Source organism: Streptomyces sp. NPDC045778, from assembly GCF_056431945.1.
On the sequence record NZ_JBWKJZ010000011.1, the window covers coordinates 120531 to 140887 of the forward strand.

A 20357-nucleotide genomic window follows, 5' to 3' on the forward strand; every position below is an offset into this window, starting at 1 on the left:
AGGGGGTAGCAGGTCGGGGGTGGTTGACGTAGGGGGCTTCCTGGGGGTGGGGCCCTGGCCTCCCGCCGGAGCCGTGGCCTCCCGCCGGGGCGGGAGGCCACCTGTCTCAGCCCGTCGGCGTGGCTTCCGCGCGGGGCGCGGGGCGCACCTGGCTGAAGACCTCGTGCGGCAGGGGCTGTCCGCCGGAGCGGGTGCCGTTGGCGCCGGGCGTGCCCTCGGTCAGCAGATAGGCCTGGGCCTCGCCGACGTGGAAGTACATGCCGTGCAGCTCCAGGGTGCCCTCGGTCAGCCGCCGCGCGACCGCCTCGTGCGCCCGCAGGTGCTCCAGCTGCTGGACCACGTTGGTCAGGCAGAGCTGCTCCACCGCGTCCGCGGGCGCCCGGCCGGCGAGGCGCGGGTGGATCCTGCCGGGCGGCTCGGCCGTGCTGGACGCCGCCATCCGCTCCAGGCTCGGCAGGCCGTGCCGCAGCCACCGCTTGAGGGGCGTCTGGGCCCCGCACGGCGGGGAGCTGAGCAGCGCCTGCATGGCCCCGCACCCCGAATGCCCGCACACGGTGATGGACTTGACCTGCAAGACGTCCACCGCGTACTCGATCGCGGCGGCGACCGAGTCGTCACCGCTCTCGGCGCCGGGCAGGGGCACCAGATTGCCCACGTTCCGCACGACGAAGAGGTCGCCCGGGCCGCTGGACGTGATCATGGAGGTGACGACCCGGGAGTCGGCGCACGTCAGGAACAGCTGCACGGGCCGCTGCCCCTCCCGCGCGAGCCGGGCCAGCTCGCCGCGCACGCGCGGGGCCGTGTGCTGCTGGAAGGCGCTGATGCCCTGGGCCAGTTCGTGCTGGTGGTGGGGGTGGTCGTGGCGCTCGCCCGAGGGGGGCTGCGGGGGAGCTTCGCAGTGGTGGTTGCGCCACGGTGTCCAGGGGCGGCAGCTGCAGTGGGCGATCCGCGCGGGCTCGGCGATCCGCTGGCCGCCGCGCCCGGTGATCTCGGCCGTGCCGCCGTGCGCGGCGTGCGCCTCCTGCCAGCTCTGCAACGTCTCGTACGCCGCGTGGTCCATGAAGGAGCCGTCCAGCTCGACGACGGCGTGGGCCCGGTGGGGGATGTGGTGCAGACAGCGGCTGAGCCGGGGCACGGCGAGGAACGTCAACTGGCCCCGGACATGGACGTGGTGGACCCCTTCCGCGTCCTCCTCGCAGGTGATGCGGGTGCGGGCGAGGCGGTGCAGGGCGACGCCCACGGCCGCGGCGACGCCGAGCGCGACCCCTTCGAGGACGCCGAGCACGACCACGCCGAGGGTGGTGACCGCGTAGACCAGGATCTCGCGGTGCCGGGTGACCGTACGGATGTGGTTCAGGCTGACCATCTGGATGCCGACGGCCATGACGAGGGCGGCGAGGGCGGCGAGCGGGATCAGCTCCAGGACGGGCACGAGCAGCAGGGAGGCTACTACTACCCAAACGCCGTGGAGCGTCGTGGAGTTCCGGCTGACGGCGCCCGCGCGGACGTTCGCCACGCTGCGGACCGCCACTCCTGCTACCGGGAGGCCGCCGAGGGCACCGGACACGATGTTCGACACGCCCTGGCCGCGCAGCTCGCGGTCCAGGTCGGAACGGCCCACTCCGGGAGGGGGGTCCGGGCGGCCGGAGGTGAGCTTGTCGATGGCGACCGCGCCGAGCAGTGACTGCACGCTGCACACCAGCGTGATCGTGAGCACGGCGGCCACCAGGCCGAGCGCGGGCCCTTCGGGCAGCCCCACGAGGGCGTGGCTGCGCCAGGACGGCAGGTCGACCTTGTCCAGCTGAAGCGTGGCGAAGCCCGCGAGCGCGGTGGCGGCGGCGACGGCCACCAGGGGCGCGGGCAGCACGCGCACGGCGCGGCCCGCGCGCCCGGGCAGGCGCGGCCAGACGAGCAGGAGGAAGAAGGTCAGGAGGCTGATCGACAGGGCCGCCGGGCGCAGCTCGGTCAACTGGGCGGGCAGCGCGCGGAGGTTGGCGATCACGGAGCTTTGCGGGGTGCCGCCGAGCACGATGTGCAGCTGGGCGACGGCGATGGTGACGCCGATTCCGGCGAGCATGCCGTGTACGACGGCGGGGCTGACGGCCAGGGCCGTGCGGGCCACGCGCAGACAGCCGAGGCCGACCTGGGTGATGCCGGCGAGGACGGTGATCGCGCAGGTGGTGCGCCAGCCGTAGCGCTGGATGAGGTCGGCGGTGACGACGGTGAGTCCGGCGGCGGGGCCGCTGACCTGGAGCGGCGAACCGGCGAGGCGGCCCCCGACGATCCCGCCGACGGCCGCGGCGACGAGCCCGGCCTGGAGGGGTGCCCCGGTGGCGAGGGCGATGCCCAGGGACAGGGGAAGGGCGATGAGGAACACGGCGATCGACGCGGAGAGGTCGGCCCCCGCGATGCGGAAGGCGCGGCGCGGCGGCGGCGCGTGCGGCTGCCGGGCACTTGCGGCTGGGGCGGAGTCGATGGCGCGTGGGGGGACGCTGGCAGACATTTTCCCGTCTCCTCCGGGGCGGCGCGGTCGCGGAACAGGTGGGCCTCCGACGGGCTGCCGGAGGGCGGGTCGCGGCCGTGGGTCACGGCGTTGCAGCGGCGGGATGACTCAACTCTCGGTAAACGAATCGTAATGCAGAGTAAAGGTCACGGCAGGATTTTCCGTGCAAATGGGGCAACTGATCACCCCAATGAGTGATTAAGCCTATTCATCGGCTTGTCGTAATACCGCGTCCGTACCTCCGTGCGAAGTTGCTGGGGTTCTGTCCCTATTTGTACGGAAGTAGGTGGGCGGATGGCCGCCAACCAGAGGACTGCCGCCGCGGCCGGGCTCGCCGCCCTCGTGGTCTGCGTCGCGGCCCTGGCCGGGTGCGGGAGTGGCGCGTCCGGCACGCACGCGTCCGACACGAAGAAGAGCGCGCGCGAGGGCGCGCACGGCGCGAAGAAGCCGGCCGGCCCGGCCAAGTCACCGGTGCGGCTGATCGGCGACGGCTCCACCGCGTTCACCGGCAAGCAGCCGCTGCTGCCCCGGCCGGAACGGCTGAGACCGGGGCAGAAACCGCCGCAGTTCGTGGTCTTCTCCTGGGACGGCGCGGGCGAGGACGGTCAGAAGCTGTTCTCGCACTTCCGCAAGGTCGCCAAGCGCAACAACGCCACGATGACCTACTTCCTCAGCGGCGTGTACATGCTTCCGCAGGAGAAGCGCGCGCTCTACAAGCCGCCGCAGCACCTGGCGGGCAGCTCGGACATCGGCTTCAACGAGCGCCGGGGAATCAAGGACACCGTGGACCAGCTCCGCGGCGCCTGGCTCGAGGGCAACGAGATCGGCACGCACTTCAACGGCCACTTCTGCGGCGCCGGCCGGGGCGTCGGCGAGTGGTCGGTGCGTGACTGGAAGAGCGAGATCCGGCAGGCCAAGTCCTTCGTGAAGGCCTGGAAGACCAACGCGGGCCTGAAGAACGCGCCGCCGCTGCCCTTCGACTACGACAAGGAACTCATCGGCGCCCGCACGCCTTGCCTCGAAGGCCGTACGAACTTCATGCGGGCGGCACGCGATCTCGGCTTCCGTTACGACACCAGCGGCGTGAACGACCAGCTCTGGCCCAAGAAGAAGGAGGGCCTGTGGGACTTGTCGATGCAGCTCGTGCCCGTGCCCGGGCGCGGCTTCGAGACGCTCACCATGGACTACAACTTCATGGTGAACCAGTCCGGTTCGACCTCCCAGGGCGATCCGTCCCAGCATGAGTACTGGGGCGACCAGATGCGCGACGGCCTGCTGAAGGGCTTCGATCGCGCCTACTACGGCAACCGCGCGCCCCTGATCATCGGCAACCACTTCGAGTCCTGGAACGGCGGCACGTACATGCGCGCCATCGAGGAGACCATCGAGCGGGTCTGCACCAAGAGGGACGTGCGGTGCGTGTCCTTCCGGCAGCTCGCCGACTGGCTGGACGCCCAGGACCCGACGGTTCTCGCGAAACTCACCGAGCTTGGCGTCGGCAAGGCCCCCAAGGAGGGCTGGCCCGCCTTCCTCTCGGCCCGCCCGGCCCCGGCGCCCAAGGGGGTCCCGGGGGCCGAACCGGCCAAGAGGTAGGCGGTCTGCGCCTGCTGTCCGCGTGGCGTTGGGAGGCGGTCCGGGGGCGCGGGTCTCTCACGCCGTGGCGACCGCCTCCTCGCGCAGGACGAAGTCGGGGTCGACCTGGGACGCCAGGTCGGCTCCGGTCCTGGCGTTGCCCCAGCTCTGCGCGTTCTTCAGGTGGAAGTGCACCATCTGGCGCGTGTACCGCTCCCAGTCGCGGTGCTCGTACGTGGCGTCGACGGCGGCCTGAAGGGTGCGCAGGGCGCTGCGGTTGACCTCCTCCAGGAGGGCGAACCGGGGCGGGCGGCCCTTCTCCATGGAGCGCACCCAGTCCGAGTGCCCGACGGTCACCAGGAGGTCGTCGCCGACCTGCTCGCGCAGGAAGTCGATGTCGTCCTGGCCCTGGACCTTGTTGCCCACGACCTTCAGGGCGACGCCGAAGTCGCGTGCGTAGTCGCGGTACTGGCGGTAGACGGAGACCCCCTTCCGGGTCGGCTCGGCGACGAGGAACGTCATGTCGAAGCGGGTGAACATCCCGGAGGCGAAGGAGTCCGAGCCCGCGGTCATGTCGACGACGGCGTACTCGTCACGGCCGTCGACCAGGTGGTTCAGACACAGCTCCACCGCTCCGGTCTTGGAGTGGTAGCAGGCGACACCGAGGTCGGCTTCGGTGAACGGCCCGGTGACCATCAAACGCACGGCGCCGCCGTCGAGTTCCACCGGCCGCGCACACGCGTCGTACACCGGGTTCTGCTCGCGGAGCCGCAGCAGCCGGGAGCCGTCGCCGGGCGGTGTCGTCTTGATCATCGTCTCGGCGGAGGCGATGCGCGGGTTGGCGCCGCGCAGATAGTCCTTGATCAGCGGCAGCCGCGCGCCCATGGCGGGCAGCTCGGCGGCCTGCTCGTCGTCGAGGCCGAGCGCGGCCCCGAGGTGCTGGTTGATGTCGGCGTCCACCGCGACGACGGGCGCGCCGGTGGCGGCGAGGTGGCGGATGAAGAGCGAGGACAGCGTGGTCTTGCCGCTGCCACCCTTCCCTACGAAAGCGATTTTCATGGTCGGTTAGCGTAGTGGCGGGCCCCGCCGCGTACCGGCCCTTGAGTGAAGAAGACCACTCCTTCGTGGGGCGGAGGCCGGAAGTGCGTAGGGTCGTACTCATGAGTACGACACCCGATCCGCTGGCTCCCCTGGGCGCCCTGCCCGGCGTCCCGGAGGCCGTGGACTCCGTGCGCAAGGCCGTGGACCGCGTCTACGGACACCGGATCATGCGCCGCCGCAGCAACGAGATCACGTCGGAGGCCGCGCTGCGCGGCGCCCGTGGCTCCGCCGTGCTGTCCGGTGCCGAATGGGCGCTCGAAGAGGTACGCAGGCGCAGTGACTTCAGCGGTGACGCCGAAGCGCGCGTGATGGGTGCCGCGCTGCGTCTCACGGCCGAGGCGGGGCAGCTGCTCTCGATCTGGCGGCAGTCGCCGCTGCGGGTCCTCGCGCGGCTGCATCTGGTGGCGGCGGCCGACTCGGACGAGGCGGCGGGCCGTCCGCGGGTCGTGGGCGAACCGGTCGACGAGCCTCTGGGCGGGCCCGTGATCGCGTCGGCGCCGCCGGACGCCGACGAGGTCGCGGGGCGCCTGGAGGGGCTCTCGGGCATCGTCGTGGCGGGCAGCTCGGCGCCTGCCCTGGTGACGGCGGCCGTCGTGCACGGCGAACTCGCGGTGCTGCGGCCCTTCGGCTCGCACAACGGCCTGGTCGCGCGCGCGGCCGAGCGGATCGTCCTGGTGGGCAGCGGGCTCGACCCGAAGTCGGTCTGCCCGGCCGAGGCGGGCCACGCGGAGCTGGGGCGCGAGGCCTACGCGGCGGCGCTGGCGGGCTACGCGTCGGGCACGCCGGAGGGGGTCGCGGCCTGGATCGACCACTGCGGCAAGGCCGTTGAGCTGGGCGCCAGGGAGTCGACGGCGGTGTGCGAGGCGTTGCAGCGGGGTGCGGCCTGAGCGGGCCTCGGAGAGCCTGCGAGGGCTCCAGGGGGCGCGTTTCTGAGGTGGCCGACCCCTAAACAGGGTTGCGGCGGTACGAGATCTCGTACCGCCGCTGGCATGTTCACCGGGTTACCAAGCGTCCTCGAATCATGTGCCCATCAGGTCGGGAACTTTGCCCGTCACCTGGTGCGGCTGGCCCGTAATCGACGGGTCGACGTCGCGTGGGTGCTCGGTGTCCATGCTTCGGTCCGTGGGGCCAATTCTGCGGTTGAAGGTAATCCTCTCGGATGTCCTTGGTCTCGCGGGCCGTTGACTCCTTTGTACTACTGTCCTCGGGGAAGCGGAAGCCCTGACCGCACTTCTTTACTTTTAGGTTCAAACAAGGGTGAATCGGGCGCGGCCTTCCGCGTGCCCCCGGATGCTCGACGGCATCCCTACGCGCGCGTGCCTGCCTGCCCCGTCGCGCGAGCCCTTGGCGTCCCTTTCGCGCGGTCCTGTCGCGTCCTGGGGGGCGAGGGGCCCGGTGTCGTAGGTGGGTCGTCGGCTGTCGCGGTGCGGCGGCGGGTAGGTGGGTCAGCCGGCTGCCGCGGTGCGGCGGCGGGTGGCGAACCAGACCAGGCCCGCGGTGGCCGCCGCGGCCCCCACCGCGGCCGCGGCGACGAGCGCGGGGCGCGGCGGCGCGGGCAGCCGCTGCTTGAGCCGCACGGGGCGGTGGAAGTCCAGGATCGGCCACTCGCGCGCGAGTGCCTCACGGCGCAGCGCCCGGTCGGGGTTGACGGCGTGGGGGTGCCCTACGGAGTCGAGCATCGGCACGTCGGTGAACGAGTCGCTGTACGCGTAGCAGCGCTCCAGGTCATACCCCTCCGACTCGGCCAGCTCCTTGATCGCCTCCGCCTTCGTCGGCCCGTACGCGTAGTACTCCACCTCTCCCGTGAAGCAGCCGTCGGGGCCGACGACCATCCGGGTGGCCACCACCCGGTCCGCGCCGAGCAGTTCGCCGATCGGCTCGACCACCTCGGCGCCCGATGTGGACACGATGACGACGTCCCGCCCGGCGGTGTGGTGCTGCTCGATGAGCGAGGCGGCCTCGTCGTAGATGATCGGGTCGATCAGGTCGTGCAGGGTCTCGGCGACGATCTCCTTGACCTGCTGCACGTTCCATCCCCGGCAGAGCGCCGACAGGTACTCGCGCATGCGCTCCATCTGGTCGTGGTCGGCGCCGCCGGCCAGGAACACGAACTGGGCGTACGCGGTACGCAGCACCGCTCTGCGGTTGATCAGGCCGCCTTGGTAGAACGACTTGCTGAAGGTGAGGGTGCTCGACTTCGCAATGACCGTCTTGTCCAGGTCAAAGAAGGCGGCCGTGCGAGGCAAGGAGTGGTTTTCCACGGGCCCGAGCATAGGCGCCCACCATTCGGCGTAAGCTGAGGCGCGTGGGTTTGCCTGAGAAGGCTCTCGGGTACACCATGGAAGTCACGGATCGTTCGCGACCGTGCTAACCCGGTCTGGCTCCTCCCCCCCCGAGTCGGACCGAGGGGACGACCCCCGCTCTCCCCCCCGGCGGGGGTCGTCGCATGTCCAGGTGGGTTTTCTTCCTCGTTTCCCGATCTTTAATGATCGCCGGGCGCCGTCATGGGCCGCTGCGGCGCCGCTGAGTCCTGCCCAAGATTCATCACTCTGCGTAGTCGTAGCGCTGCGCTGCGGAAGTCGTTCGGGGCCTCACCGGTATGGGTGACGGAGATATTCACAGGCACCGCCTTCTCCACAGTTATTGACCAAGATCCACACGATTTCCGGGAGCGCAGCACGCTGATTCCGCTCGTGAAGTTCATGGCCGGATTCCACTGACCGGGCTTCACGGGCCGGATCCGGATGCGCACGGCGCGCATTCGAAGGACTTGCAGCGTGAGGGGGATGGAGATCGTGACCGGAGTCATTGCGGGCGACGCGTCGCCGCCGTCCGAGGGGCGTCCCGGCGCACCGCTGATCGTCACGGAGGACGCGGACCTGTTGGATGACCTGCTGCGGCTGTGCGCCGCGGCGGGCGCGCGGCCCGAGGTGCATCACGGGGTGCCGGAGCGCGGCGGAGGCAGGGACATCTGGACATCGGCCCCGCTCGTCCTGGTCGGGGACGATGCGGCGGACCGGGTGCGCGGGGCCGCGCGGCGGCGCGGAGTGGTGCTGGTTGGGCGGGATCAGGACGATTCCGACGTGTGGCGGCGGGCGGTGGAGATCGGCGCGGAGCAGGTCCTCGTCCTGCCGGACAGCGAGCAGTGGCTGGTCGACCGCATCGCCGACGTGGCCGAGGGCGTGGGGCGGCCCGCGCTCACCATCGGCGTCATCGGCGGCCGGGGCGGCGCCGGGGCCTCCACCCTGGCCTGCGCCCTCGCCGTCACGGCGGCCCGCGCCCAGCGGCGCGCCATGCTCATCGACGCCGACCCGCTGGGCGGCGGGCTCGACGTCCTGCTCGGCGGTGAGACCGCGGAGGGACTGCGCTGGCCCGCCTTCGCCCAGTCGCGCGGCCGGGTCGGCGGCGGCGCCCTGGAGGAGTCGCTGCCCCGGCTGCACGACCTGCGCGTGCTCAGCTGGGATCGGGGCGACACCGTGGCCGTGGCTCCCCAGGCGATGCGGGCCGTCCTCGCCGCGGCCCGCAGGCGCGGCGGTGTGGTGGTCGTGGATCTGCCGCGTCGCGTGGACGAGACGGTGGGGGAGGCCCTGGCGCAGCTCGACCTCGGCCTCCTGGTGGTGCCGCGCGAGCTGCGCGCGGTGGCCGGGGCGCGCCGTGTCGCGTCGGCGGTGGGCATGGTGCTGAGGGACCTGAGGGTCGTGACCGCCACCGGCAGGTCCGGGCCCGCCGCGCTCGACGGCGGTGACGGGCTCGACGCGGGCGAGGTCGCCCGCCTCCTTCAGCTGCCGCTCGTCGGGGAGCTGCCCTGGGAGCACGGCCTCGTGGCGGCCCAGGACGGCGGGCGGCCACCCGGCGGCCTGGCACGCGGACCGCTCGCCCGGTTCTGCTCCGCCTTCTGGCAGCAGCTTCCGGCCGACGCCACCGGAGGGCGCGTATGAATGCGGTCGTGGGCGCGCGCATGCTGGACGGCGTTCGGCAGTGGCTCGCCGCGAGCGGCACGGAGCCGACCCCGGCCCGGGTCGCCGAAGCCCTGCGGGCGCAGGCACGCGTCCTGGGGGACACCGAAGTCCTGGGGGCGGCCGAGCAGTTGCGCTCCGAGCTTGTGGGCGCGGGCCCGCTGGAGCCCCTGCTGGCGGACCCTTCGGTCACCGATGTGCTGGTGTCCGCGCCCGACCGCGTGTGGGTGGACCGGGGCGGCGGCCTGGAGCTCACGGACGTGGCGTTCCGGGACGCGGCGGCCGTGCGGCGGCTCGCCCAGCGGCTCGCGGCGGTCGCGGGGCGGCGCCTGGACGACGCACGGCCCTGGGTGGACGCCCGCCTGCCGGACGGCACCCGGTTGCACGCCGTCCTGCCGCCGGTCGCCGTCGGCTCGGCGTGTCTGTCACTGCGGGTCGTGCGGCCACGGGCGTTCACCCTCGCGGAGCTGACCGCCGCGGGCACGGTGCCACCCGGCGGCGAGCGCGTGCTGCGCGCCCTGCTCGACGCCCGCTTGTCGTACGTGATCAGCGGCGGCACGGGCACCGGTAAGACGACGCTCCTGAGCACCTTGCTCGGCCTGGTCGGCTCCGGGGAGCGGATCGTGCTCGCCGAGGACTCCGCGGAGCTGCGCCCCGAGCACCCGCACGTGGTGCGCCTGGAGACCCGCCCGGCGAATCAGGAGGGCGCGGGCTTCGTCGGCCTCGACGACCTGGTGCGCCAGGCCCTGCGGATGCGGCCCGACCGGCTCGTCGTGGGCGAGGTGCGGGGCGCGGAGGTGGTGCACCTGCTGGCCGCGCTCAACACGGGCCACGAAGGCGGCTGCGGCACGCTCCACGCGAACGCCGCCGCGGACGTCCCGGCCCGCCTGGAAGCCCTGGGCACGGCTGCCGGGCTCGACCGCGCCGCTCTGCACAGCCAGTTGGCGGCCGCGCTCTCGGTGGTCATCCATCTCGCCCGGGACCGGGCCGGGCGCCGCCGCATCGCCGAGGTGCACGTCCTGGAGCGGGACACCACAGGCCTTGTGACGACGGTGCCCGCGCTGCGGTGGGGCGAGCGCGGCTTCCTCCAGGAGCGCGGCTGGCGGCGGCTGAGCGCCCTGCTCGGGAGCCGGGGTGGGACCGCGTGAGCGCGGCGATGGCATGGGGCGCGGCGCTGTGCGCGGGCGGATCGGTGTGGCTCCTGGGCGGGCGTTCCCGGGCTCGGGAGCTGAGGCGGGCGAGGCTGGCACTCGCGGCGCCCGGGGCGGTGGTCGGCCGGCCTGGATGGCGCCGGGCTGCTGCCGGGGTGCGTGAGCGCCTGGGTGGCCGAGTGGGGCCTGAAGTGTGGGTCCTGGCGGGCGGCTCGGTGGTCGCGGCCCTGGGCGCATCGGTGGTGCCGCTCGTCGCGGGGGCGGTCGGCGTGCCCTTGGCCGGGCGGTTGCGCAGAGCCCGGGAGGCCCGCCGGGAGCGGGAGCGGCGCACAGCCGCGGTGATCGCCTTGTGCGGGGCGCTGGCCGGCGAGGTGCGCGCGGGGCAGCAGCCGGGAGAGGCGCTGCGGACGGCCACGGAGGCCATGGAAGGCGCTGCGTCCGGCCAGGCGGACGCGGGGGCCGCAGAGGCCACGACCGCCGGTCGGGCCGTGGATCAGGGACTCGGCGGGGAGTGGGCCGGGGTGCTGGCGGCGGCGCGGTTCGGCGGGGATGTGCCGGCGGCGTTGCGCGCGGCCGCCCGGGAGCCCGGTGCCGAGGGACTCCTGGGACTCGCGGCCTGCTGGCGGGTCGCCGTCGACCGGGGCGCGGGGCTCGCGACGGGCCTGGAGCGCCTGGAGGGCGCTCTGCGGGCCGAGCGGGATCAACGGGCGGACCTTCGGGCCCAGTTGGCCGGGGCGCGGTCCACAGCCGTGCTGCTCGCCGGGTTGCCCGCGCTCGGCCTGCTGATGGGCGGCGCCCTCGGGGCACGACCGCTGCGGGTGCTGCTGCACACGGGCGCGGGGATCGGGTGCCTCGTCGTGGGCGGGCTCCTGGAGGGTGCGGGCGCCTGGTGGGCGCTGCGGATCGTGCGAAAGGCGGAGGGGTGATGGGCCAATCCGAGGTTGTCCACAGGCTGGGGGTGGCGATGTGCTCGGCGGTCGCGATGCTGTGGCTGGTCCTCGCGGCGGCTGCGGCTCGGCGTGAACGGGCCCTGGGCAGACGCCTGGTGGCGGTTCTGGGCGGGCAGCGGCGGCAGCGCCGGGCCTGGCCACGGAAGCCGGAGTGGCGCGGGCGGTGGCCGGGGCGGCTGTCCGGGCGGCGGGACGCCGTCCGCGCGAGGCTCGCCGTGGCCGGCGCGACAGCCGCGGGCTGGGCGCTGATCGGCGGGGTGACGGGGCTCCTGGTCGGCGTGGGTCTCGGCTGTGCCCTGGCGCGGGCAGGGCGGGGCGGCGGGCAGACGGCGGAGTTCGACACGGCCGATGCGGCGCGGCAACTGCCCTTGGCCGCCGACCTGGTGGCGGCGTGCGTGGCCGCCGGTGCCGGGCCGGTCGTGGCAGCGCAGGCCGTCGGGGAGTCGCTGCGCGGGCCGGTCGGCGAGCGGCTCGCGTGGGGCGCGGCACAGGTGCGGCTCGGCGGCGAGCCCGCGGAGGCCTGGCGGCAACTGGGCGCCGTGCCCGGAGCTGGTGCGCTGGCCCGCCTTCTGGAGCGGGCGGGTGAGTCCGGGGCGCCCGCGGCCGGACCCGTGGCCCGCCTCGCCGCGGACTGCCGGGCGGAGAGAGCCCGTGAGGCGACCGCCCGGGCTCGCCGGGCCGCGGTCTCCATGACGGCACCGGTGGGGCTGTGCTTCCTGCCCGCGTTCATCGTGCTCGGCGTGGTGCCGGTGGTCATGGGACTCGGGGGAGCGCTGCTGAGCGCCCGCTGAGACGGAGGGCGTTGCTGTGACACACGGGACGAGCCGCAGGCCTGGCTGCCGGGCCTGGAGCGGCAAAGGGCTTGGCAGCCGCGCCCTGAGTGGACGTAGGACCTCGCTGCCGCGCCCAGCACGAGAAGCGGCTGCGAGCAACGACAAGAAATCTCGAATCTCAACGAGTGGACATCTCATGGGGGTTGTCATGTGGGGACAGGGTCGAGGACAGGACCGGGGGAGCAGCCGCGGCCGCGGCCGGAAGCCGGGACGAGGGCGGGGAGCGGCGCGGGCCTGGGTGTCCCGCGGGTGGATGGGGAGGCGCGCCGGAGCGCGGGACGCCGGTATGGCGACATCGGAGTACGCGATGGGGCTGATCGCGGCCGTGGGCTTCGCCGGGCTGCTCTACAAGGTGGTGACGAGCGGTCCCGTCCGCGCCGGGTTGCAGGCGGTGGTGGAGAGGGCGCTCCATGTCCAGTTCTGAGGTGGAGGAGGCCGGGGACGGCGTCGCCGGCCGTGGCGGCGGAGCGGCTGGTGGAAGAGCCCTCGCCCGGGCCGGTGGACGGGCCGTCCCGGGCGGGCCCGGGGAGCGGGGCGACGCCGGGTTCGTGACGGCGGAGGCGGCGGTGGTCCTGCCGACCCTGGTGTTGTTCACGATGGGCCTCCTGTGGGTGCTCATGGCCGCGTCCGCGCAGATCCAGTGCGTGGACGCGGCCCGGGCCGGGGCCCGCGCGATGGCGCGTCAGGACCCGCCGGGCACGGCCGTGGCGGCGGCCCGGCAGGCGGCACCGCGCGGGGCACAGGTCGCCGTGCGCAGGGAGGGGGACCTGGTGCGGGTCGAGGTGGTGGCACCGTCACCGGGGCCCCGGCCCCTGGGGCTCGGCCTGCGGATGCGCGCGGAAGCCGTGGCTCTGGCGGAGGAGACGGTGGGGGTGGGCAGGTGAGACGGGTGGAGCCGCGGGCGGGCCGGAGTGTCGCCCGGGCGGACCGGGGCGCCGTGCGGGCGGGCCGGAGTGTCGCCCGGGCGGACCGGGGCGCCGTGCGGGCGGGCCCGGGGACCGCTCAGGTCGACAGGGGTGCCGCCACGGTGTGGGTGGTGGTCGTCCTGGCCGCGCTGTGCGTGGTCACCGGTGCTCTCCTGGCCATGACGCAGGTGATGGTCGCCCGGCACCGCGCGGGCGGCGCCGCGGACCTGGCCGCGCTCGCGGCGGCCGACCACTGGATGGCCGGGCCCGACGACGCCTGCGCGCGGGCCGGCCGGGTGGCGCGGGCCCAGGGCACGCGGATCGTACGGTGCGAGGTCCGGGGCCACGTGTCGGAAGTGACGGCGGCGGCGGACCTCGGGCCGTTCACGACGGAGGTCAGGTCACGGGCGGGACCCGCACTGCCGACGGGGCCCGAGGCGCCCGCAAGGGCTGAGGATCTCGTGAGGCCTGCGGCGGCTTCAGAGGGGGCGCGGCCCCTCAGGGCACCCAGGCAGGACCCGGCCGGGCTTCCCAGGGAGAACCCAGCCGACCTTTCCGGACAGGAGCCGGTCGACGCTCCTGGGCGGGGCTCAGTCGGTGGGCGCGTCCTTCAGGAGGGTGGTGAGCAGGCGGACCGCGCCGCGCTTGTGGAGAGGGTCGTTGCCGTTGCCGCACTTGGGGGACTGGATGCACGACGGGCACCCGGCCTCGCATTCGCAGGCGGCGATGGCCTCGCGGGTGGCCGTGAGCCAGGCGCGGGCGGTGTGGAAGGCGCGTTCGGCGAACCCGGCGCCGCCGGGATGGCCGTCGTAGACGAAGACCGTCGGGAGCAGCGTGTCCGGGTGCAGGGGCACGGAGACGCCGCCGATGTCCCAGCGGTCGCACGTGGCGAACAGCGGCAGCATGCCGATGGAGGCGTGCTCGGCGGCGTGCAGGGCGCCGCCGAGGATCTCCGGATTGACCCGGGCCGCGTCGAGCTGGTCCTCGGTGACCGTCCACCACACCGCGCGGGTGCGCAGGGTGCGCGGCGGCAGGTCCAGCTTGGTCTCGCCGAGCACCTCGCCGGTGATGAGCTTGCGGCGCAGGAAGGAGACGACCTGGTTGGTGACTTCGACGGAGCCGTAGCAGAGGCGGCCGGGGCCCCAGGGGATCTCGGTGTCGGTGTCGAGGACGGCGATGGCGGTGGTGTCGCGGGCGGTCGTGGAGTAGGGCGGCACGGCCTCCTCGACGAGGGCGACGGAGTCCTCCAGGTCGAGGCGCCGCACGAGATATGTACGGCCCTGGTGGAGGTGGACCGCGCCTTCGTGGACGCTCGTGTGCGCGGCGGAGGCGTCGACGGTGCCGAGCAGCCGGCCCGTGCCCTCCTCGACGACCTGGACGGGGCGGCCGCCCCCGCCGCGGATGTCCGCGAGGTCGGCGGCGCGCTCGCGGCGCGTCCAGTGCCAGGCCTTCGTGCGGCGGCGCAGCAGCTTCGCGGCCTCCAGCTGCGGCATCAGCTCCTCGGCGGCCGGTCCGAAGAGCGGGAAGTCCTCCTCGGTGAGGGGAAGTTCCGCGGCGGCGGCGCAGAGGTGGGGCGCGAGGACGTACGGGTTGTCGGGATCCAGCACGGTCGACTCGACGGGCTGGTGGAACAGGGCATCGGGGTGGTGCACGAGATACGTGTCCAGGGGATCGTCCCGGGCCACGAGCACGGCGAGGGAGCCCTGCGCGGCGCGGCCGGCGCGACCCGCCTGCTGCCACAGCGAGGCCCGGGTCCCCGGATAGCCGGCGATGAGGACGGCGTCCAGGCCCGAGACGTCCACGCCGAGTTCGAGGGCGGTGGTGGCGGCGAGGCCGAGGAGTTCGCCGGAGTGCAGGGCCTGTTCCAGGGCGCGGCGTTCCTCGGGGAGATAGCCGCCACGGTAGGCGGCGACACGGCGGGCCAGGGTGCGGTCGACCTCGGCGAGACGTTCCTGGGCGATGACGGAGATCAGCTCGGCGCCGCGCCGGGAGCGTACGAAGGCGACGGAGCGGACGCCCTGGACGGTGAGGTCGGTGAGCAGGTCGGCCGTCTCGGCGGTGGCGGTGCGGCGCACCGGGGCGCCCTTCTCGCCGTGCAGCTCGGTGAGTGGCGGTTCCCAGAGGGCGAAGACGACCTCGCCGCGGGGCGAGCCGTCGTCGGCGACCTCGGTGACGGGCAGGCCGGTCAGGCGCCCCGCGGCCACGGCGGGTTCCGCGGCCGTGGCGGAGGCGAGGAGGAAGACCGGGTCGGAGCCGTAGCGGGCGCACAAGCGACGCAGGCGGCGCAGGACTTGGGCGACGTGCGAGCCGAAGACGCCGCGGTAGGTGTGGCACTCGTCGATGACGACGTAGCGCAGGGCCCGCAGGAAGGAGGACCAGCGGGGGTGGGACGGGAGGATGCCGCGGTGCAGCATGTCGGGGTTGGTCAGGACGTAGTTGGCGTACTGGCGCACCCACTCGCGTTCCTCGACGGGGGTGTCACCGTCGTACACGGCGGCCCTGACGGCGTTGCCGAGCGGCGCGGCCAGGGAGCGCACGGCACGGCGCTGGTCGGCGGCGAGGGCCTTGGTGGGGGCCAGGTACAGGGCGGTCGTGCCGCGCCCGTTCGCGGCCTCGGAGCCGTCCAGGAGGGCGGAGAGCACCGGTGTGAGATATGCCAAGGACTTGCCGGACGCGGTGCCGGTGGCGACGACGACGGATTCGCCGTCAAGCGCGTGTTCGGCGGCCCGGGCCTGATGGGCCCAGGGGTGCTCGATTCCGGCTTCCCTGACGGCCGCGATGACCTCGGAGCGGATGCGATCGGGCCAGACTGCATAGCGGGCCGCCCTCGGGGGCAGGTGCTCCGTATGAGTGACGCGCGCAGCTCGGCTCGGCCCCGTGGTCAGTCGGTCCAGGATCGACTGCGGGGAGACGCGGGCCGGGGTGTCCGCCGAGGGTCCTCCGGAAGGGGAAAAGGTGGCCATCGGCATCGAGTGTGTCACTGGCGGGATGGACAATGGTCCGAAGGCGTCGTGCGCGCCTGCCCGTAAGTGATTGAATGCCATCGCGGCTGGCGATCCGTCCCGGGGGCGTGGGCCGAGGTGTCCCGAGGGGCGACCGCTCGATAGCAAGGTGCTGGAGGATCCGTGGACCTGTCTCTGTCGACCCGTACCGTCGGCGATCGTACGGTCGTCGAGGTCGGTGGCGAAATCGATGTTTATACCGCGCCCAAGCTGCGCGAGCAGTTGGTCGAGTTGGTGAACGACGGCAGTTTCCACCTGGTCGTCGACATGGAGCGAGTGGACTTCCTCGACTCCACCGGACTCGGCGTGCTGGTCGGCGGCCTGAAGCGAGTGCGGGCCCATGAGGGCTCGCTGCGCCTGGTGTGCAACCAGGAGCGCATTCTCAAGATCTTCCGCATCACCGGCCTGACCAAGGTGTTCCCCATCCACACCTCGGTCGACGAAGCGGTCGCGGCCACCGACTGAGCCGGAAGCCCCGGCAGGTCCGGGGTCCCGGGCTCAGTCCCGGAGTGGCAGTACGGCGGGGGGCCGGGCCGACGGCCCGGCCCTTCGACAGCACGCGTGTATGTCCGAGGGGGATGCATGGCCACCGTTGAACTCCGCTTCAGCGCGCTGCCCGAGCACGTCAGGACCGCCCGACTGGTGGCGGCCGCGGTGGCACGACGGGCCGGAGTGGACGAGGCCGTCCTCGACGAGGTCAGGCTCGCGGTCGGCGAGGCCTGTACCCGTGCCGTGGGGCTGCACCAGGCCGCCGGCATCACCGCGCCGGTGCGCGTCGCGCTGGTCGAGGAGGAGAAGCAGTTCTCCATCGAGGTCGGTGACGAGGCGCCGCGCGTCGTGCCCGTGGCCGCACCGGACGGCCGTCCCGGCGCGGAGGACGTGGAAGCCGAGGGCGAGGACGAGATGGGGCTCGCGGTGATCAGCGGGCTCGTCGACGACGTGGAGGTCACGGCGGACGAGGCCGGCGGCCTGATCCGCATGAGCTGGCCCACGACGCCCTAGCGGCGCCTCGGCAGCACCCTCGCGGGACCGACCCGCGACACCCGCCCTTCGGAGCCTCCCGGCCGGGACGCGCCCCGCCCACCGCCGGGCCCCGCGCCCCATGGCACCCCAGCGGGGCTCCTGCTCGGCCTTCCCCGGTGCCCCCGGGCTTGACCGGACACCGGGACGCCCCGGCTTCCCCGCTACGCCCGACCACCGTCGGCGTGCCCAGCCTTCACCGGAAGCCTGGACTCCGGCGGCACGCCAGGCTTCACCGGCACGTCCAGCCTTCGCCGGAAGCCTGGACTCCGGCGGCACGCCAGGCTTCACCGGCACGCTCAGGCTTCGTCGGGCGCCGGAACTCCGTCGGCGCGCCCCGGCTTCCCCCGCTACACCCGGGCGTCACCGGCACGCCCAGCCCCGCCAGACCGCCGAGTGGCCTTCACCGGAGGCCCGGACTCCGTGAGCACGCCCAGGCCCCGCCAGCATGCCTCGGCCCCGCCGGAGCGCCGCGCCTCATCGGAGCGCCGAGCCCCACCAGGCCGGAGCCGACCGCACCACGCTGACGGGCGCCCCACCCCCCGCCCCACCAAACACTCCCCGCCATCTCCCGCGTTACAGAAACCAGTTCGCCGTATACATGCGCACGCTTTTCATTTGTGTGACAAGTGAGGAAATCGGTGAGCGAGGGAATGGTGATCAATGGAGGCGGGGGAGGGGAAGCGGGGGTCAACCCCGGCGTCAATGGTTTTGGGGCATTACCGCTTTCGGGGTCAATCGGCAGGCGCGATCTTTTGAAGATACGCACCTGCGCGCCAATTCCGTTGGCGGCGCACTGTTTTGATCAGGTCCGGCTCCCTACAATCCGTCCACATCTTGAGCTCAGCCCAAGCGTCAAGGAGGACGAATGGCGGGGCTTTCTACCCCTCATCAGCTCGACCACCCCTCAATCCTCGCAGGCCCGGTACTGACGGACGACAACCGTCTCATCGTGATGGTCATCGCGGCCGTCGCGGTCGCGGCCCTGGCGGTCGCCTGGGTGCTCGTGCGCCAAGTGCTCGCGGCCGGCGAGGGCACCGACAGCATGAAGAAGATCGCGGCGGCGGTGCAGGAAGGCGCGAATGCCTATCTGTGGCGGCAGTTGCGGACCCTCGGCGTTTTCGCCGTCGTGGTGTTCTTCCTGCTCATGCTGCTGCCCGCGGACGACTGGAATCAGCGCATCGGCCGGTCCGTGTTCTTCCTGATCGGCGCGGCCTTCTCGGCGACCACCGGCTATATCGGTATGTGGCTCGCCGTGCGCAGCAATGTGCGCGTCGCCGCAGCGGCCCGGGAAGCGACACCGGCGGAAGGCGAGCCGGAAAAGGATCTCACCGCTGTCTCGCACAAAGCGATGAAGATCGCTTTCCGTACGGGCGGTGTCGTCGGCATGTTCACGGTGGGGCTCGGTCTGCTCGGAGCCTCCTGTGTCGTGCTCGTGTACGCGGCCGACGCACCGAAGGTGCTCGAAGGCTTCGGCCTCGGAGCCGCGCTCATCGCGATGTTCATGCGCGTCGGAGGCGGCATCTTCACCAAGGCCGCCGACGTCGGCGCCGACCTGGTCGGCAAGGTCGAACAGGGCATTCCGGAGGACGATCCGCGCAATGCCGCGACCATCGCCGACAACGTGGGCGACAACGTCGGCGACTGCGCCGGGATGGCCGCCGACCTCTTCGAGTCGTACGCCGTCACGCTCGTCGCCGCGCTGATCCTCGGCAAGGCCGCGTTCGGTGACTCCGGACTGGCCTTCCCGCTGATCGTGCCCGCGATCGGCGTGATCACCGCGATGATCGGCATCTTCGCGGTGGCGCCCCGGCGCTCCGACCGCAGCGGCATGACCGCCATCAACCGCGGCTTCTTCATCTCGGCGTTCATCTCGCTGGCGCTCGTCGCGGTGGCCGTCTTCGTCTACCTCCCGTCGTCGTACGCGGACTTGGACGGGGTCGACGACGCGGCGATCCTGGCGAAGAGCGGCGACCCGCGGATCCTCGCGGTCGTGGCGGTCGCCATCGGCATCGTCCTGGCCGCGCTGATCCAGCAGCTGACCGGCTACTTCACGGAGACCACCCGGCGGCCGGTCAAGGACATCGGCAAGACCTCGCTCACGGGCCCGGCCACGGTCGTCCTCGCGGGCATCTCCGTGGGTCTGGAATCGGCCGTCTACACGGCACTGTTGATCGGCCTCGGCGTGTACGGGGCGTTCCTGCTCGGCGGCACGTCGATCATGCTCGCGCTGTTCGCGGTGGCGCTCGCCGGGACCGGCCTGCTCACCACGGTCGGCGTCATCGTCGCCATGGACACCTTCGGGCCGGTCTCCGACAACGCGCAGGGCATCGCCGAGATGTCCGGCGACGTCCAGGGCGCGGGCGCGCAGGTGCTCACCGACCTGGACGCCGTGGGCAACACCACCAAGGCCATCACCAAGGGCATCGCCATCGCCACGGCGGTCCTCGCGGCGTCGGCGCTGTTCGGCTCGTACCGGGACGCGATCGCCGAGGCGGCCGACGACGTCGGCCAGAAACTCGGCGACGGCGCCCCGATGAACCTGGTGATGGACATCTCACAGCCCAACAACCTGGTGGGCCTCGTGCTCGGCGCGGCGGTCGTGTTCCTCTTCTCGGGGCTCGCGATCAACGCCGTGTCGCGGTCGGCCGGGGCCGTGGTCTACGAGGTGCGGCGGCAGTTCCGCGAGCGCCCCGGGATCATGGACTACACGGAGCAGCCCGAGTACGGGCGCGTCGTCGACATCTGCACCAAGGACGCGCTGCGCGAGCTGGCCACACCAGGTCTGATCGCCGTGCTCACGCCGATCGCGGTCGGCTTCACGTTCGGCGTGGGCGCGCTCGGCTCGTTCCTCGCGGGCGCGATCGGCACGGGCACCCTGATGGCGGTCTTCCTCGCCAACTCCGGTGGCGCGTGGGACAACGCGAAGAAGCTCGTCGAGGACGGCCACCACGGCGGCAAGGGCAGCGAGGCCCACGCCGCGACGGTGATCGGTGACACGGTCGGCGACCCGTTCAAGGACACCGCGGGCCCGGCGATCAACCCGCTGCTGAAGGTGATGAACCTGGTGGCGCTGCTCATCGCGCCCGCCGTCGTCAAGTTCAGCTACGGAGAGGACAAGAGCGTCACCATGCGCGTGGTGATCGCGGTCCTGTCCATCGCGGTCATCGTCGGCGCGGTGTACGTCTCCAAGCGGCGCGGCATCGCCGTCGGTGACGAGGAGAACTCGGGGAAGGTCGCCAGCTCGGCCGATCCCGCGGTCGTCTCGTAACCGTTCGTACGTCCCAACACGGGGGCGGGTGGCGCCTTTTGAGGCGTCGTCCGCCCCTCGTGCGTGTGTACGGGTCCCCGGCGGAGTCTCGTG

Annotated in this window: 15 protein-coding genes and 1 pseudogene; 12 read left to right on the plus strand and 4 right to left on the minus strand. The window is 72.9% G+C overall.

Going from position 1 to position 20357, the window contains the following annotated elements:
* Positions 1-106: 106 nt before the first annotated feature.
* A complete protein-coding gene (locus tag AC07GB_RS16415) occupies positions 107-2503 on the minus strand; it encodes a bifunctional SulP family inorganic anion transporter/carbonic anhydrase (RefSeq protein WP_478845846.1) in 2397 nt (798 codons plus the stop codon).
* A 294-nt stretch (positions 2504-2797) separates the two neighbouring features.
* Here AC07GB_RS16415 and AC07GB_RS16420 point away from each other — a divergent pair, with 294 nt between their 5' ends.
* On the plus strand, positions 2798-4096 hold the full coding sequence (locus tag AC07GB_RS16420; protein WP_478845848.1) for a polysaccharide deacetylase family protein: 1299 nt from the start codon (positions 2798-2800) through the stop codon (positions 4094-4096).
* A 57-nt stretch (positions 4097-4153) separates the two neighbouring features.
* Here the strand turns inward: AC07GB_RS16420 and AC07GB_RS16425 are convergent, their stop codons facing one another.
* A complete protein-coding gene (locus AC07GB_RS16425) occupies positions 4154-5134 on the minus strand; it encodes an ATP-binding protein (RefSeq protein WP_478845850.1) in 981 nt (326 codons plus the stop codon).
* Between the two features lie 101 nt (positions 5135-5235).
* Here AC07GB_RS16425 and AC07GB_RS16430 point away from each other — a divergent pair, with 101 nt between their 5' ends.
* Complete coding sequence (locus AC07GB_RS16430; RefSeq protein WP_478845852.1) at positions 5236-6063, plus strand: Fic family protein; 828 nt, start codon at positions 5236-5238, stop codon at positions 6061-6063.
* A gap of 558 nt (positions 6064-6621) precedes the next feature.
* Here the strand turns inward: AC07GB_RS16430 and AC07GB_RS16435 are convergent.
* Positions 6622-7449, minus strand: a complete 828-nt coding sequence (locus AC07GB_RS16435) for an HAD family hydrolase (RefSeq protein WP_478845854.1) — start codon at positions 7447-7449, stop codon at positions 6622-6624.
* A gap of 513 nt (positions 7450-7962) precedes the next feature.
* Here AC07GB_RS16435 and ssd point away from each other — a divergent pair.
* The 7 genes and pseudogenes from ssd to AC07GB_RS16470 form a co-directional block, all read left to right on the plus strand.
* A complete protein-coding gene (ssd, locus tag AC07GB_RS16440; RefSeq protein WP_478845856.1) occupies positions 7963-9114 on the plus strand; it encodes a septum site-determining protein Ssd in 1152 nt (383 codons plus the stop codon).
* On the plus strand, positions 9111-10280 hold the full coding sequence (locus AC07GB_RS16445) for a TadA family conjugal transfer-associated ATPase (RefSeq protein ID WP_478845858.1): 1170 nt from the start codon (positions 9111-9113) through the stop codon (positions 10278-10280). The genes ssd and AC07GB_RS16445 overlap by 4 nt, the downstream gene beginning before the upstream one ends.
* A gap of 8 nt (positions 10281-10288) precedes the next feature.
* Positions 10289-11209 (plus strand): type II secretion system F family protein, encoded by a 921-nt coding sequence (locus AC07GB_RS16450; RefSeq protein WP_478846084.1) that lies wholly within the window; start codon positions 10289-10291, stop codon positions 11207-11209.
* Positions 11209-12024, plus strand: coding sequence for a type II secretion system F family protein (locus AC07GB_RS16455; protein WP_478845860.1), 816 nt, complete (start codon positions 11209-11211; stop codon positions 12022-12024). Before AC07GB_RS16450 ends, AC07GB_RS16455 begins: the two co-directional genes overlap by 1 nt.
* Positions 12025-12319: 295 nt before the next feature.
* Positions 12320-12490, plus strand: coding sequence for a DUF4244 domain-containing protein (locus tag AC07GB_RS16460; protein ID WP_478845861.1), 171 nt, complete (start codon positions 12320-12322; stop codon positions 12488-12490).
* Positions 12477-12950 (plus strand): TadE family type IV pilus minor pilin, encoded by a 474-nt coding sequence (locus AC07GB_RS16465; RefSeq protein ID WP_478845862.1) that lies wholly within the window; start codon positions 12477-12479, stop codon positions 12948-12950. The genes AC07GB_RS16460 and AC07GB_RS16465 overlap by 14 nt, the downstream gene beginning before the upstream one ends.
* 176 nt (positions 12951-13126) lie before the next feature.
* Positions 13127-13327: pseudogene (locus AC07GB_RS16470) on the plus strand (Rv3654c family TadE-like protein); the annotation flags it as partial.
* Between the two features lie 234 nt (positions 13328-13561).
* Here AC07GB_RS16470 and AC07GB_RS16475 read toward each other — a convergent pair.
* On the minus strand, positions 13562-16015 hold the full coding sequence (locus tag AC07GB_RS16475; protein ID WP_478845863.1) for a DEAD/DEAH box helicase: 2454 nt from the start codon (positions 16013-16015) through the stop codon (positions 13562-13564).
* Positions 16016-16096: 81 nt separating this feature from the next.
* Here AC07GB_RS16475 and bldG point away from each other — a divergent pair, with 81 nt between their 5' ends.
* From bldG to AC07GB_RS16490, 3 genes are all read left to right on the plus strand, one after another.
* Positions 16097-16438 (plus strand): anti-sigma factor antagonist BldG, encoded by a 342-nt coding sequence (gene bldG / locus AC07GB_RS16480; protein ID WP_030677886.1) that lies wholly within the window; start codon positions 16097-16099, stop codon positions 16436-16438.
* Between the two features lie 117 nt (positions 16439-16555).
* Positions 16556-16975, plus strand: a complete 420-nt coding sequence (locus AC07GB_RS16485; protein ID WP_478845865.1) for an ATP-binding protein — start codon at positions 16556-16558, stop codon at positions 16973-16975.
* Between the two features lie 886 nt (positions 16976-17861).
* Positions 17862-20264 carry a sodium-translocating pyrophosphatase gene (locus tag AC07GB_RS16490; RefSeq protein ID WP_478845867.1) on the plus strand — a complete coding sequence of 801 codons (2403 nt, stop codon included), beginning with the start codon at positions 17862-17864 and terminating at the stop codon, positions 20262-20264.
* Positions 20265-20357 lie beyond the last annotated feature (93 nt).

Coding starts and splice junctions, on each gene's coding strand:
- AC07GB_RS16465 (WP_478845862.1), top strand. CDS start 12,477: ATGTCCAGTTCTGAGGTGGAGGAGGCCGGGGACGGCGTCGCCGGCCGT.
- AC07GB_RS16415 (WP_478845846.1), bottom strand. CDS start 2,503: ATGTCTGCCAGCGTCCCCCCACGCGCCATCGACTCCGCCCCAGCCGCA.
- ssd (WP_478845856.1), top strand. CDS start 7,963: ATGGAGATCGTGACCGGAGTCATTGCGGGCGACGCGTCGCCGCCGTCC.
- AC07GB_RS16425 (WP_478845850.1), bottom strand. CDS start 5,134: ATGAAAATCGCTTTCGTAGGGAAGGGTGGCAGCGGCAAGACCACGCTG.
- AC07GB_RS16430 (WP_478845852.1), top strand. CDS start 5,236: ATGAGTACGACACCCGATCCGCTGGCTCCCCTGGGCGCCCTGCCCGGC.
- AC07GB_RS16450 (WP_478846084.1), top strand. CDS start 10,289: ATGGCATGGGGCGCGGCGCTGTGCGCGGGCGGATCGGTGTGGCTCCTG.
- AC07GB_RS16420 (WP_478845848.1), top strand. CDS start 2,798: ATGGCCGCCAACCAGAGGACTGCCGCCGCGGCCGGGCTCGCCGCCCTC.
- AC07GB_RS16475 (WP_478845863.1), bottom strand. CDS start 16,015: ATGGCATTCAATCACTTACGGGCAGGCGCGCACGACGCCTTCGGACCA.
- AC07GB_RS16445 (WP_478845858.1), top strand. CDS start 9,111: ATGAATGCGGTCGTGGGCGCGCGCATGCTGGACGGCGTTCGGCAGTGG.
- AC07GB_RS16460 (WP_478845861.1), top strand. CDS start 12,320: ATGGGGAGGCGCGCCGGAGCGCGGGACGCCGGTATGGCGACATCGGAG.
- AC07GB_RS16490 (WP_478845867.1), top strand. CDS start 17,862: ATGGCGGGGCTTTCTACCCCTCATCAGCTCGACCACCCCTCAATCCTC.
- AC07GB_RS16455 (WP_478845860.1), top strand. CDS start 11,209: ATGGGCCAATCCGAGGTTGTCCACAGGCTGGGGGTGGCGATGTGCTCG.
- AC07GB_RS16485 (WP_478845865.1), top strand. CDS start 16,556: ATGGCCACCGTTGAACTCCGCTTCAGCGCGCTGCCCGAGCACGTCAGG.
- AC07GB_RS16435 (WP_478845854.1), bottom strand. CDS start 7,449: ATGCTCGGGCCCGTGGAAAACCACTCCTTGCCTCGCACGGCCGCCTTC.